Here is a 13,724-nt window from a genome sequence, read left to right as displayed (position 1 = left end):
GATTGTACGATAATTGCCATGAATGAATACCTTTGAAAGCGTATTGATCCCCGTCAATCCCATCCGGCAAAACCCCATGTCCGCAGCTCAATCCGCAACGCCCGCGCGCTTCGAGGGCACCGATACCTACGTCGCCACCGACGATCTCAAGCTGGCGATCAACGCCGCGCTGACCCTGCAGCGCCCGCTGCTGATCAAGGGCGAGCCCGGCACCGGCAAGACCATGCTGGCCGAGGAAGTGGCCCGCGCGCTGGGCCGGCCGCTGCTGCAATGGCACGTGAAGTCCACCACCAAGGCGCACCAGGGCCTGTATGAGTACGACGCGGTGTCGCGCCTGCGCGACTCGCAGCTCGGCGACGAGAAGGTCCGCGACATCCGCAACTACATCGTGCAGGGCACGCTGTGGCAGGCCTTCGAAGCGCCGGAGCCCGTGGTGGTGCTGATCGACGAGATCGACAAGGCCGACATCGAATTCCCCAACGACCTGCTGCGCGAGCTGGACCGCATGGAATTCCATGTGTACGAAACGCGCCAGACCATCGCCGCGCGCCACCGCCCGCTGGTGATCATCACGTCGAACAACGAGAAGGACCTGCCTGACGCGTTCCTGCGCCGGTGCTTCTTCCATTACATCCGCTTCCCCGACCGCGAAACCATGCGCGAGATCGTGGCCGTGCATTTCCCCGAACTGAAGCAGGACGTGCTGCGCGCCGCGCTGGACAATTTCTTCGCGCTGCGCGAGGCGCCGGGCCTGAAGAAAAAGCCGTCGACGTCCGAGCTGCTGGACTGGCTGCGCCTGCTGCTGGCCGAAGACGCCACCGCCGCCGAGATCGACGCGCACGCCGCCGCGGCCGTACCGCTGATGGCCGGCGCGCTGCTCAAGAACGAGCAGGACATGCACCTGCTCGACCGCCTGGCCGCCATGACCCGCGGACAACGCCGCTAAGCCTTGCGCCGGCCCCGCCATGCTGATCGATTTCTTCTACCACCTGCGGGCGCACAAGCTGCCGGTCTCGGTCAACGAGTACCTGACGCTGGTGAACGCGCTGCGCCAGGACCTGATGCCGCCGACGCTGGACGATTTCTACTTTCTGGCACGCGCCACGCTGGTGAAGGATGAATCGCTGTACGACCGCTACGACAAGGCCTTCGGCGCGTACTACAAGGGCATCGCGGCCGCGCTGCCCGAAGGCCGCGAAGTGCCGGCGGACTGGCTGATCAAACAGTTCGAAAAGAGCCTGACGCCAGAGGAAAAGGCCGCCATCCAGAAACACGGCTGGGACAAGCTGATGGAGCTGTTCAAGCAGCGGCTCGAAGAACAGAAGGAACGCCACGCCGGCGGCAACAAGTGGATCGGCACGGGCGGCACCTCGCCGTTCGGCAATGGCGGCTACCATCCCGAGGGCATCCGCGTGGGCGGCGACTCGGCCGGCAACCGCAGCGCGGTCAAAGTCTGGGACATGCGCCAGTTCCGCGACTACGACGACCAGGTCGAACTCGGCACCCGCAACTTCAAGGTGGCGCTGCGCCGGCTGCGGCGCTTCGCGCGCGAAGGCGCCGAGCTGGAGCTGGACCTGGACGACACCATCGCCAGCACCGCGCGCAACGCCGGCCACCTGGACCTGCGCATGGTGCCGGAACGCCACAACACTGTGAAGGTGCTGATGCTGCTGGACGTGGGCGGCAGCATGGACGACCACATCACACGCGTGGAGGAACTGTTTTCCGCCGCGCGCAGCGAGTTCCGCAACCTGGACGTCTACTACTTCCACAACTGCCCGTACGAAAGCCTGTGGCAGAGCAACCGGCGCCGCAACAACGAGCGCTTCGACACCTGGGACGTGCTGCGCAAGTACAACCCGGACTGGCGGCTCATCATCGTCGGCGACGCCACCATGAGCCCATACGAGATCCTGCAGCCGGGCGGCTCGGTCGAGCACTACAACGCCGAGCCCGGCGCGCTGTGGCTGCGGCGGCTGCTGGACGCCTGGCCCAAGTCGGTGTGGCTCAATCCGGAGCCGACCGCGTCCTGGCAATACCGCCAATCCATCGCGCTGCTGCGCGACATCATGCAGGACCGCATGTACCCCGTGACCGTCGCCGGCCTGGAACAGGCCATGCGCGTCCTGTCGAAGTAGTCCGCCCGCGCCGCGCGTCCGGGCGGGTCAACCCTTCAGCCGTCGACCGGGTTCGCGGGCGTATCCAGCGTCAACTGATAGAACGCCAGATCCAGCCAGCGGCCGAACTTGAAGCCCGCCTCGCGCAGCGTGCCCGCGTGCTTGAAGCCCAGCTTTTCGTGCAGGCGGATGCTCCCCTGGTTGGCCGCGTCGATGCCGCCGACCAGCACATGCACGTCGCGCTCGCGCGCGCGGGCGATCAGCGCGCGCATCAGCGCCTCGCCCAATCCCAGTCCGCGATGGCGGCCGTCCACATAGACCGAGTGCTCCACCGAATACTTGTACGCGGGCCAGGCGCGGAACGTGCCGTAGCTGGCGAAGCCCATCAGCTCGCCCGCCGCGTTCTCGAAGCCGATCACCGGAAATCCGCCCTTCTGCTTGGTCTGGAACCAGGTATCCATGGACTCGCGCGGCCGAGGCTTGTAGTCGTACAGCGCGGTGGACGTGGCGATGGCATCGTTGAAAATGGCGAGGATCTGGTCGGCATGGCGCTCGAGCGTGCAGTCGACCAGCGTGGCGCCCTCGGGCGCGGGGAATTCGGCGGACGGGTTCATGCGCTGATTGTAGCGATGGCCCACGCATCGCGACGCCAGCGCGGCGCGAAAAAAAACCGGCGCGAGACGCCGGTTCAAGCAGATGCTGCCGCTTCTGGCCACTCTGTCAGGCGGCGCGGCTCTCCACTGATCCTCCCGCCGCGCCAGCGCAGCGCAGGCCCGGACAATTGCGCCAGGCCAGTTCGTCCGCGTCCATGTCCAGGTCGAACAGGTCGTTGGCGGCGGGCCAGGGATGCCGGCGCGCGGCCGATCCCTCCATTTCCAGCACATGGCCGGCGAATCCCCTGGGCGAGCCGCCGCATTCGGCGAAGTAGCGGCGCGCGCTCAGGTCGACCACGTAGGTCGTCATGTCGTGGGTGAGTATGGCTACGAATTGGCCGTCGTCGCTGGCATAGGCGTATTGAAACTGTCCTTTGATCAGCTCGCCGCTCATGGGCCGGCCGGTCAGTTGGGACAAGGCACGCGTGACGATCTCGGTCAGCATGGGTCGTTCCTCCGAAAGATGCGCCGGCAGGATGCCGGCGGCGAAGGCGCGAACACAAGCACCGGCGCCGCGATGAACCAGCGGCGTCTGGCGTTGGACGGGAAACCTGCTAAGCGGCTGTCGCGCACCCCGTCTGCAACAGGTGATACGGTGCGGACAGCTTACACCCGTGACCGGGCGGTCTTCAAATCCACCGCACCGCGCCTGCTTGTTGCGTCGCAACACGGCATGACCGCGTGCCGCGCGGGCCGTTATGCGGCCGCGACCGGCGTGCAGCGGTCCCCATCACCATCGCGATCGGACGCCGCGCGCCAGTCCTGCTGACGCAGCCGATACAGCACATGCAGGCTGAGCGTATGGTCCTCGGCCAAGGCGGGATGCCGGAACGGGACGGGATCCTCGCGCATGCCCAGCTTCGCCATCACCGCCCGCGAGCGCCGGTTTTCCACCACCGTGAACGCGACGATCTCGGGCGCGCGCAACTGCTCGAAGCCCACCCTCAGCGCGGCCCGCGCGGCCTCGGCCGCATAGCCACGCCCCCAGTATGGGCGCGCCAGCCGCCAGGCGATCTCGATGCCAGGCGCGAAAGGCAGTGCGGACGACAGCGGCCGGATGCCGACGAAACCAATAAACGGCGCCACGCCTGGCGCTTCGACCGCCCAGACGCCCCAGCCATGCTCATCGATTTCGGCCGCCAGCCGGTCCGCCAGCGCATCGCTCTGCGCGGCGTCCAGTGGCACCAGGAATTCAGTGACTTGCGGATCGGCGTTCAGCTCGGCGAAAGGCCGGCGGTCGGCGGCGCGCCATTGCCGCAGCAGCAGACGCGGCGTTTCGATTTCCATAGACAGGGACATGCGGAATTCCTTGGGTGCGCGGCCCGGAACAGCCTGAACCTATCACACCGTATACACTCCAACGGATTCTGCCATGACCAAGGAATGATTCGCCATGCGCCTGTCCCTGTCGAAGCTGCCGCGCCCATTGGGCACGCTGCTGTTTACCTCCTTCCTGGCCTTCCAGGCCGGCGCCGCCAGCCTGCCGGCAGGCGTCACGGAGGCCGCCTCGATCGAAGGCATCACCGAGTACCGCCTTGGCAACGGCCTGCGGGTGCTGCTGGTGCCGGACGAGTCCAAGCCGTCCACCACGGTCAACATGACCTACCTGGTCGGCTCGCGCAACGAGAACTACGGCCAGACCGGCATGGCCCACCTGCTGGAGCACATGCTGTTCAAGGGCACGTCCACCACGCGCAACGCGATGGGCGAATTCTCGCGCCGCGGCCTGCAGGCCAACGGCTCGACCTCTGGCGACCGCACCAACTACTTCGCCAGCTTCGCCGCCAACCCCGAGACGCTCAAGTGGTACCTGGGCTGGCAGGCTGACGCCATGGTCAATTCGCTGATCGCCAAGGAAGACCTGGACTCGGAAATGACCGTGGTCCGCAACGAAATGGAAAGCGGCGAGAACAGCCCGTCCCGCATCCTGATGCAGAAGATGCAGGCGGCCGCGTTCCAGTGGCACAGCTACGGCAAGAACACCATCGGCGCGCGCTCCGACGTGGAAAACGTCGACATCGGCCAGCTGCGCGCCTTCTATCATCAGTACTACCAGCCCGACAACGCCGTGCTGATCGTGGCCGGCAAGTTCGACCCGCAGGCCACGCTCGCCGACATCGAGGAAACGCTGGGCAAGCTGCCCAAGCCCGAACGCGCGCTACCGCGCGAGTACACGGTGGAACCGGTGCAGGACGGCGAACGCTCGGTGACGCTGCGCCGCGCGGGCGGCACGCCGCTGGTCGCGGCCATGTATCACATCCCCGCCGCCGGCAGCGCCGACTTCGTGCCGCTGGACCTGGCCGCCACCATCCTGGCCGATACGCCTTCCGGCCGCCTGTACCACGCGCTGGTGCCCACCAAGATGGCCTCGGGCGTGTTCGGCTTCACCATGGAGCAGCTCGATCCCGGCCTGGCCATGTTCGGCGCGCAGCTGTCGCCGGGCAAGAACGTGGACGCGGCGCTCAAGACGCTGACCGGCACGCTCGAAACGCTGGACAAGAAGCCCTTCACCGCGCAGGAACTGGAACGCGCGCGCAGCAAGTGGCTGACCTCGTGGGAGCAGGTGTACAGCGATCCCGAGCAGGTCGGCGTGGCGCTGTCCGAAGCCATCGCCGCCGGCGATTGGCGCCTGTTCTTCCTGCAGCGCGACCGCGCCCGCAAGGCCACGCTGGGCGACGTGCAGAAGGCGGCCACGTCCTACCTGGTGCAGAGCAACCGCATCGAGGGCCGCTACCTGCCCACCGAAAAACCGCAGCGCGCGCCGCAGGCGCAGCGCGTGGACCTGAGCGAGGTGTTCAAGGACTACAAGGGCGACCCGGACTTCAAGAGCGCGTCGGCCTTCGACCCCTCGCCCGCCAACATCGACAAGCTGACGCTGCGCAAGAAGCTGGACCTGCCCAACGGCCCCGTGCAGCTGGCGCTGTTGCCCAAGGCCACGCGCGGCAACCGCGTGCAGGCACAGATGCAGATCCAGTTCGGCACCGCGCAGGACCTGCGCGGCCAGCGCGTCAATGCCGCCGCCGTGGCTGACCAGCTCAACCGCGGCACGGCCAAGCTCTCGCGCCAGGACATCCAGGATCGCCTGGACAAGTTGCAGGCCGAGCTGGGCTTCTCGGGCTCGGGCACCACGCTGCGCATCGCCATGTCCACCAAGGGCGAGAACCTGCCCGAGCTGACCACGCTGGCGCTGGACATCGTCCGCAACGCCAACTTCCCGAAGGACCAGTTGGAGGAGTACCAGCGCCAGCTCGAAACCTCGATCCGCAACGCCATGACCGAGCCCTCGGCGCTGGCCTCGCGCGCCCTGGCCCGCCAGGACAATCCGTGGCCCGCCGATGACCTGCGTTACGTGCCGACCTTCGACGAAGCGCTGGCCAGCGCCCGCGGCCTGAACCGCGACGCCCTGGCGAAATTCCACGCCAGGTTCTACGGCGCCGGCAACATCGAGTACTCGGCCGTGGGCGACTTCCAGCCCGAGGCCATCGAGAAGGCCATCAAGGCCGGCCTGGCCGGCTGGAAACGCGCGCCCGCCTATGAGCGCGTGGCCAATCCGTACCGCGAGATCGCCGCGCAGCGCTTCGATATCGAGACGCCCGACAAGGCCAACGCCTTCTACCTGTCGCGCATGCCGCTGAAGCTGCAGGACAGCGACGCCGACTATGCGGCGCTGTACCTGGCCAACTACCTGTTCGGCGCCTCGGAAACCTCGCGCCTGTGGAACCGCGTGCGCGAAACCGAAGGGCTGTCCTACAACGTGCGCAGCTCGCTGTCGGTGTCGGCATTCGAGCCGAACGCCTCGTGGAGCATCTACGCCATCTATGCGCCGCAGAACCGCGAGCGCCTGGAAAAGGCCGTGGGCGAGGAACTGGCCCGCGTACTGAAGGACGGCTTCTCGGACAAGGAGATCTCCGACGGCATCACCGCTCTGCTGAACTACCGCAACCTCGCCCGCGCGCAGGATGACGTGGTGGCCGGCGTGTGGCTGGACTACCTGGAGCGCGGACGCACCTTCGCCTGGTCGGCCGACATGGACAAGAAGATCTCCGCGCTGACGCCCGACGTGGTGAACGCGGCCATGCGCAAGTATCTGCGCCCGGACGCCTTCAGCACCGCCGTCGCCGGCGACTTCAAGAAAAAAGCGGCGCCCTGACGCCTAACAGGCGCGGCCTCGCCCGCCCCGCTGCTGCCCATCCAGCCCCTGCCTCGGCAGGGGCTTTTCTTTTGGCGCGCCGTCATGATGCGCCGCCCTGCCTGCCCGCACGGAGCTGCGCATGCCGCTACCCCACGCAGGTGCCTCCGCCCCCAGCCGGATCTCCCACGGCCGGCCAAGCCGCCCCGAAGGCATTCTCCCTTCCACCTGTGGGGCAATTCATAAGAAAGAAATTTATTACTCGGTTATTTGGAAAGATGTTTTCAACGAATGCGGGTTTATCCCAGGTGGGATAACGCGGAGAATTCAGTCATCGGGAACACATGACGAACCACGACGGAGACCCGCCGGATTCGCACCCTAAATCCAAGACACGGAGGTCTACCATGAAAACCCTGACTACCACCCTGCTGATTTCGCTGGCCCTGGTCGGCGCCGGCGCCCAAGCCGCCGATCTGTCGCAAGCCAAGAGCAGCGCCCAGGTCGCCACCGAACTGCAACAAGCCAAGGCCAGCGGCCAGTACACGTTCGGCGAGCTGGACTATCCGCCCGCCCTGCCCCAGGCAACCAGCCTGAGCTCGCAGCAAGTGAGCGATGAGCTGCAACAAGCCAAGATCAACGGCCAATACACCTTTGGCGAACTGCAATACCCGCCCGTCGCCGCCGCCCCCGCGGCCAAGGCCGCGAAGTCGCGCGCCGACGTGCAGGCCGAACTGGCGCAGGCCAAGGCCAGCGGCCAGTACACCTTCGGCGAGCTGGAATACCCGCCGATCGTGCGCTGAACCGGCCATCCGGTGAGCTGCTTGCTGTAGCCCGGCCGGCCTCGGACGGCATCATGGTCCGGGGCCGGTTTTTTCAGCTACGACAAGCGGATGCAGTGCAGCCGCGGCAGAGATGCCGCGGTTTTTTTTGCCCGTCGAAATAGGCCGCCAAGGCCGCGCGCCCTGCGGGCGCCAGCTGCCCCTAAAGGGGGCATTTCATCTTGGAGGCGGCCCTGCGATGAAAAATCCCCGCAAGGCATGACGCCCTTGCGGGGATACGCAAGCCGGGGCGCCAGATTGGCGCCCTATCCGGCGATTCAGCTGAAGAATTCCTTCACCCGGTCGGTCCAGGACTTGCTTTGCGGCGAATGGCGGTCGCCGCCGTCGTTCAGCGAGGCCTCGAACTGGCGCAGGATGTTCTTCTGCTCGTCGCTCAGGCGCACCGGCGTCTCGACCACCACGTGGCAGTACAGGTCGCCCGGATAGCTGCCGCGCACGCCGCGGATGCCCTTGCCGCGCAGGCGGAAGGTCTTGCCCGACTGCGTGCCTTCGGGGATCGAGATCTCGGCCTTGCCGCCCAGCGTCGGCACTTGCAGCTCGCCGCCCAGCGCCGCCGTGGTGAACGGGATGGTCAGCTCGCAATGCAGGTCGTCGCCGTCGCGCTGGAAGATCTGGTGCTTCTTGATGTGGATTTCCACATACAGGTCGCCCGGAGGACCGCCATTGATGCCCGGCTCGCCATTGCCGCTGGAGCGGATGCGCATGCCGTCGTCGATGCCGGCCGGAATCTTGACCTGCAGGGTCTTGTTGCGGCGGATGCGGCCCACGCCATCGCAAGCCTGGCAGGGATCGGTGATTTCCTTGCCGTTGCCGTGGCAGGTCGGGCAGGTCTGCTGCACGCTGAAGAAACCCTGCTGCATGCGGACCGCGCCCGAGCCGCCGCAGGTGCGGCAGGTCTTGGGCGAGGTGCCGGGCTTGGCGCCCGAGCCCTTGCAGGTGTCGCAGTTTTCCCAGCTGGGCACGCGGATCTCGGTGTCAAAACCGGCCGCGGCCTGCTCCAGCGTGATTTCCAGCGCGTATTTCAGATCGGCGCCGCGGTAGACCTGCGGGCCGCCGCCGCGACGACCGCCGCCGCCGCCGCCGAAGATCTCGCCGAAGATGTCGCCGAACGCATCGGCGAAGCCGCCGCCCATGCCGCCGCCCATGCCCGCGGCATTGGGATCGACGCCGGCGTGGCCATAGCGGTCGTAGGCGGCGCGCTTCTGCTCGTCGCCCAGGACTTCATAGGCCTCTTTGGCTTCCTTGAATTTCTCTTCGGCTTCCTTGCTATCCGGATTGCGGTCCGGATGGTACTTCATGGCCAGCTTACGATAGGCCTTCTTCAGTTCGTCGTCCGAGGCGTTCTTCGCCACGCCCAGGACTTCGTAATAGTCACGTTTTGCCATGATCGGTGGGCCCGGAAGCGAGCCTTCTTTTCAGTGCTACAGAATGAGTCCGCCCGGTAGGCGGAAAATCCGGCTACCGGGCGGCGCTGGGCAGGTCAGAGCCTGGCCATCAGTGGTCGCGCTTGACTTCCTTGAAGTCGGCGTCGACGACATTGTCGTCCACCGGCTTCGCGTTGTCCGCGGCCTGTTGCTGGCCCGCGGCCTGCTGCGCCTGCATGTCGGCGTACATCTTCTCGCCGAGCTTCTGCGAGGCGGTCGACAGCGCTTCCACCTTGGTGTCGATCGCGGCCTTGTCGCCGTCCTTCAGCACGGCTTCCAGGTCCTTGATCGCGGCCTCGATGCTTTCCTTCTCGGCGGCCTCGAGCTTGTCGCCGTATTCGGTCAGCGACTTGCGGGTGGCGTGCACCAGCGCGTCGGCCTGGTTGCGCGATTGCGCCAGCTCGGCCACGCGGTGATCTTCCTCGGCATTGGCCTCGGCATCCTTGACCATGCGCTGGATCTCGTCTTCCGACAGGCCCGAGTTCGCCTTGATGGTGATCTTGTTTTCCTTGCCGGTGCCCTTGTCCTTGGCGGACACGTGCAGGATGCCGTTGGCGTCGATGTCGAACGTGACTTCGATCTGCGGCACGCCGCGAGGCGACGGCGGGATGCCTTCGAGGTTGAACTCGCCCAGCGCCTTGTTGCCGGCGGCGATTTCGCGCTCGCCCTGGAACACCTTGATGGTCACGGCGGGCTGGTTGTCGTCGGCGGTCGAGAAGGTCTGCGAGAAGCGGGTCGGGATCGTCGTGTTCTTCTGGATCATCTTGGTCATCACGCCGCCCAGGGTTTCAATGCCCAGGGACAGGGGGGTGACGTCCAGCAGCAGCACGTCCTTGCGCTCGCCCGACAGCACGGAACCCTGGATGGCGGCGCCGGCGGCGACGGCCTCGTCGGGATTAACGTCCTTGCGCGGATCCTTGCCGAAGAATTCCTTGACCTTCTCCTGCACCTTGGGCATGCGGGTCATGCCGCCGACCAGGATCACGTCGTCGATGTCCGAGACCTTGACGCCGGCGTCCTTGATGGCCACGCGGCAGGGCTCGATGGTGCGCTCGATCAGTTCCTCGACCAGCGCTTCCAGCTTGGCGCGCGTGATCTTCAGGTTCAGGTGCTTCGGACCCGAGGCGTCGGCCGTGATGTACGGCAGGTTGATCTCGGTCTGCTGGCTGGAGGACAGCTCGATCTTGGCCTTTTCGGCGGCTTCCTTCAGGCGCTGCAGGGCCAGCACGTCCTTGGACAGATCAACGCCCTGTTCCTTCTTGAACTCGGAGATGATGTAGTCGATGATGCGCTGGTCGAAGTCTTCGCCGCCCAGGAAGGTGTCGCCGTTGGTCGACAGCACTTCGAACTGCTTCTCGCCGTCAACGTCGGCGATTTCGATGATGGACACGTCGAACGTGCCGCCGCCCAGGTCATAGACGGCGATCTTGCGGTCGCCCTTCTCGTTCTTGTCCAGGCCGAAGGCCAGCGCGGCCGCGGTCGGCTCGTTGATGATGCGCTTGACTTCCAGGCCGGCGATGCGGCCGGCGTCCTTGGTGGCCTGGCGCTGGCTGTCGTTGAAGTACGCGGGCACGGTGATGACGGCCTCGGTCACTTCCTCGCCCAGGTAGTCCTCGGCGGTCTTCTTCATCTTGCGCAGCACGTCGGCCGACACTTGGGGAGGCGCCATCTTGTTGCCGCGCACTTCCACCCAGGCGTCGCCATTGTCGGCCTTGACGATGGCATAGGGCATCAGATTGATGTCCTTCTGCACCGCCTTTTCGTCGAACTTGCGGCCGATCAGGCGCTTGACCGCGTACAGCGTGTTCTTGGGGTTGGTCACCGCCTGGCGCTTGGCCGGGGCGCCGACCAGGGTTTCGCCGTCGTCCATGTAGGCGACGATGGAAGGCGTGGTGCGGGCGCCTTCGGCGTTTTCGATGATCTTGACCTGCCCACCGTCCATGACAGCCACGCAGCTGTTGGTCGTGCCCAGGTCGATGCCGATGATTTTGCTCATGGTGGGTTTACCTTGAATGTATATCTATGAAAATAGAGAAAATTTACTGTCCCCGCATAACTGGGGCCGCCGGCAGGGTTTTTCAAGACGTCCCGGCGGAATTTTCCGGAGGCGGCTCACGCAGCCGGCGGATCGCCGCCGTGAACTGGGGCAGGCCCGGCCAGCCGGTGATGCGTCCCAGCCGCTTGCCCGCCCGGTACAGCACGAAGGTGGGCACGCCATGCAGCGAAAAGCGCCGGCCCAGCGGCTCGTCGGCGTAGACGTCGGCCTCGAACCAGCTCAGATCCAATTCCAGCAGCGCATCCCGGTGCAGCAGGGCGGTCTGCTTGAAGATATTGCAGTTGTAGCAGTCCTGCCCCCACAGGAACACGCAGCGCAGATCGTCGCCCGGCGCCTGGACCACGGCCGCGTCGAAACCGGCGGAATCGACACGGCGCATGCCGAAGGCCTCGAAAAAGCTGGCCGGGTCGAATTGGGGCGCGCTCATGGCGGGGGGGATCGTCCGGTTTCAGCCCTGGCCGGCGGACACCACCACCAATGCGGGCCGCAGCGTGCGGTCGGCAATGGCGTAGCCCTTCTGCAGCAGCTGCAACACGGTGTTGGCGGGCTGATCGGCCGGCACCGACGAAATCGCCTGGTGCAGGTGCGGATCGAACTTGTCGCCCTGGGCCGGCGCGATTTCCTTGAGCAGGTTGCGCTCGAAGGCGGCGGCCAGCTGCTTCAGGGTCACTTCCACGCCTTCGCGCAGGGTGTCCACGGTCTGTTCGGGCTGGGCCAGCGCGGCTTCCAGGCTGTCCTTGACCGGAACCAGGCTCTCGGCGAACGACTCGATGCCGAACTTGCGGGCCTTGGACACGTCTTCCTGGGCGCGACGGCGCACGTTCTCGGCTTCCGCGCGCACGCGCAGCAGCTGGTCATGCTGTTCATTGACGGTGGCCTGGGCGGCGTCCAGTTGGGCGCGCAGCTCGTTCAGCTCGGCCAGCAGGTCGTCCTGGGCGGCGGGGGCCGCGTCGGCGGCGGCGCCGTGCTCGGGCGTCTGGTCTGCGGGCTCGTGGGGTGCCGTCATGGGGAATCCTCCAAAAAGAATGGCTTTCGCAGACATGAATGGGGGCCAATACCCCTATTTCAAGCCCGGGATAGCGAAATATTCCCCGGCGGCGGAACCTTTGCGAAAAATCGGGGTCGCCCTACTTTTTTCTGTGCGGCTGGGCGGGCGCGGCCGGATCGCTGGCGGGAAAGCTGTCCTTCAGCGCCCGGTCGACCCGGGCCTCATCCGTTTCCGGCTCGGGATGGACGGCGATGGGGTCGCTGGCGGGAAAGGTCTCGGCCAGCGCCTCGTCCAGCTCATGCTCGACCTGATCCTCGTCCACCGGGGTAGCCACCGTCCCCTTTTTCACGGTCTTGCCAGTCTTGGGATCATGATGCATGAGCCTGCTCCTTCAAGTCGGTGAGTGCGCGCCCCACCCTTGCAGATGCCTGGCCGTCAAGCCTGCCAGGCCGGCGATCCAGGCCGGATCGTCGTTCAGGGCGGGAATGTAGCGGAACTGCCTGCCGCCGGCCTCGAGGAAGGCATGGCGGCATTCCTGGCTGATTTCCTCCAGGGTTTCCAGACAGTCTGCCACAAAACCCGGGCACACCACGTCCACGTCCGTCACGCCGGCGGCGGCCAGCATCTTGAGCGTGGGCTCGGTATAGGGCTCCAGCCAGCGGGCCGCGCCGAAGCGGCTCTGGAAGGTGACTTCGATCTGCTCGCGCGGCAGCGACAGACGCTGCGACAGCAGCCGCGCCGTTTCCATGCAATCGCGGTAGTAGGGGTCGCCCAGCTCGATCGAGTAGCGCGGCAGGCCGTGGAAACTCATCACCAGCTTCTGCGGACGACCATGCTCGCGCCAATAGGATTCGATGCGGCCGGCCAGCGCGTCCAGGTAGAACGCGTCTTCATGAAAACGCTTGATGAAGCGCAGCTCCGGCTGGTCGCGCAGACGCCCCGCGTGGCGGGTCACGGCGTCCACCACCGTGGCAGTGGTGCTGGCGGCGTACTGCGGATAGAGCGGCACGGTCAGGATGCGCTCGCAGCCCTGCGCGCGCAGCCGGCCGATCGCGTCCGGGATCGACGGGTTGCCATAGCGCATGCCCAGTTCCACCGTCGCGTCCACGCCCGCCTCGCGCAGCGCCGCGGCCACGCCCTCGGCCTGGCGGCGGCTGTAGACCATCAGCGGCGAGCCGTCCTGCAGCCAGATGCCGGCGTAGCGCGGCGCCAGCTTCTTCGGGCGCAGGGTCAGCACCAGGCCATGCAATATCGGCTTCCACAGATAGCGCGGAATTTCGATCACGCGCGGGTCGGACAGGAATTCGCCCAGGTACTTGCGGATATCCCTGGCCGTGGGAGCGTCCGGGGTGCCCAGGTTCACCAGCAGCACGCCGACCTTGCCCGGCGCGCGCGGCGGCGGATCCTCGTTGAAGGGATCGTCCTGCTCCGGTTCGGGCAGGTAGCGTTCGGGCCACAGGTACTTGAACAGGCGAAGAAACACAAAAACTCCCCTTCCTCCGCGAGGAGGATGCA

Annotated in this window: 13 protein-coding genes; 4 read left to right on the top strand and 9 right to left on the bottom strand. The window is 66.2% G+C overall.

The annotated features are described in order from the left end of the window. Window positions 1-76 precede the first annotated feature (76 nt). Both AC6LJ5_RS03945 and AC6LJ5_RS03940 read left to right on the top strand, forming a co-directional pair. Complete coding sequence (locus AC6LJ5_RS03945; protein WP_498139867.1) at window positions 77-946, top strand: AAA family ATPase; 870 nt, start codon at window positions 77-79, stop codon at window positions 944-946. 19 nt (window positions 947-965) lie between these two features. Next, window positions 966-2,138: a vWA domain-containing protein gene (locus AC6LJ5_RS03940; RefSeq protein ID WP_103272868.1), complete on the top strand. Its 1,173-nt coding sequence runs from the start codon at window positions 966-968 to the stop codon at window positions 2,136-2,138. Window positions 2,139-2,173: 35 nt separating this feature from the next. On the opposite strand, the gene AC6LJ5_RS03935 is transcribed toward AC6LJ5_RS03940, so the two are convergent. The 3 genes from AC6LJ5_RS03935 to AC6LJ5_RS03925 all read right to left on the bottom strand — a co-directional run bounded on the left by AC6LJ5_RS03935 (window position 2,174) and on the right by AC6LJ5_RS03925 (window position 4,069). After that, window positions 2,174-2,731: a GNAT family N-acetyltransferase gene (locus tag AC6LJ5_RS03935; protein WP_103276336.1), complete on the bottom strand. Its 558-nt coding sequence runs from the start codon at window positions 2,729-2,731 to the stop codon at window positions 2,174-2,176. Window positions 2,732-2,837: 106 nt separating this feature from the next. After that, on the bottom strand, window positions 2,838-3,215 hold the full coding sequence (locus AC6LJ5_RS03930; protein WP_103272867.1) for a hypothetical protein: 378 nt from the start codon (window positions 3,213-3,215) through the stop codon (window positions 2,838-2,840). A 251-nt stretch (window positions 3,216-3,466) separates the two neighbouring features. Then, window positions 3,467-4,069 carry a GNAT family N-acetyltransferase gene (locus AC6LJ5_RS03925; protein ID WP_498139866.1) on the bottom strand — a complete coding sequence of 201 codons (603 nt, stop codon included), beginning with the start codon at window positions 4,067-4,069 and terminating at the stop codon, window positions 3,467-3,469. 94 nt (window positions 4,070-4,163) lie between these two features. Here AC6LJ5_RS03925 and AC6LJ5_RS03920 point away from each other — a divergent pair, with 94 nt between their 5' ends. Both AC6LJ5_RS03920 and AC6LJ5_RS03915 read left to right on the top strand, forming a co-directional pair. Further along, the gene (locus AC6LJ5_RS03920; protein ID WP_498139865.1) at window positions 4,164-6,920 is read left to right on the top strand and encodes a M16 family metallopeptidase; all 2,757 of its coding nucleotides are present in this window, start codon (window positions 4,164-4,166) and stop codon (window positions 6,918-6,920) included. A 386-nt stretch (window positions 6,921-7,306) separates the two neighbouring features. Further along, window positions 7,307-7,702, top strand: coding sequence for a DUF4148 domain-containing protein (locus AC6LJ5_RS03915; protein WP_498139864.1), 396 nt, complete (start codon window positions 7,307-7,309; stop codon window positions 7,700-7,702). A 296-nt stretch (window positions 7,703-7,998) separates the two neighbouring features. Here AC6LJ5_RS03915 and dnaJ read toward each other — a convergent pair whose 3' ends face one another. The 6 genes from dnaJ to hemH all read right to left on the bottom strand — a co-directional run bounded on the left by dnaJ (window position 7,999) and on the right by hemH (window position 13,692). Then, complete coding sequence (gene dnaJ, locus AC6LJ5_RS03910; RefSeq protein WP_103272863.1) at window positions 7,999-9,126, bottom strand: molecular chaperone DnaJ; 1,128 nt, start codon at window positions 9,124-9,126, stop codon at window positions 7,999-8,001. 109 nt (window positions 9,127-9,235) lie between these two features. After that, on the bottom strand, window positions 9,236-11,161 hold the full coding sequence (gene dnaK / locus AC6LJ5_RS03905; RefSeq protein WP_498139863.1) for a molecular chaperone DnaK: 1,926 nt from the start codon (window positions 11,159-11,161) through the stop codon (window positions 9,236-9,238). An 82-nt stretch (window positions 11,162-11,243) separates the two neighbouring features. Beyond that, complete coding sequence (locus AC6LJ5_RS03900; RefSeq protein ID WP_392412019.1) at window positions 11,244-11,648, bottom strand: thioredoxin family protein; 405 nt, start codon at window positions 11,646-11,648, stop codon at window positions 11,244-11,246. Window positions 11,649-11,669: 21 nt separating this feature from the next. Beyond that, on the bottom strand, window positions 11,670-12,227 hold the full coding sequence (gene grpE, locus AC6LJ5_RS03895) for a nucleotide exchange factor GrpE (protein ID WP_103272860.1): 558 nt from the start codon (window positions 12,225-12,227) through the stop codon (window positions 11,670-11,672). Window positions 12,228-12,348: 121 nt separating this feature from the next. Continuing rightward, the gene (locus AC6LJ5_RS03890) at window positions 12,349-12,588 is read right to left on the bottom strand and encodes a hypothetical protein (RefSeq protein ID WP_103272859.1); all 240 of its coding nucleotides are present in this window, start codon (window positions 12,586-12,588) and stop codon (window positions 12,349-12,351) included. 12 nt (window positions 12,589-12,600) lie between these two features. Further along, window positions 12,601-13,692 carry a ferrochelatase gene (hemH, locus tag AC6LJ5_RS03885; RefSeq protein ID WP_103272858.1) on the bottom strand — a complete coding sequence of 364 codons (1,092 nt, stop codon included), beginning with the start codon at window positions 13,690-13,692 and terminating at the stop codon, window positions 12,601-12,603. Window positions 13,693-13,724: the final 32 nt, after the last annotated feature.

It is taken from the genome of Achromobacter sp. 1011791174 (assembly GCF_059760925.1).
Note: the sequence above shows the minus strand (reverse complement) of the source record. Positions and strands in the feature narration are given on the sequence as shown.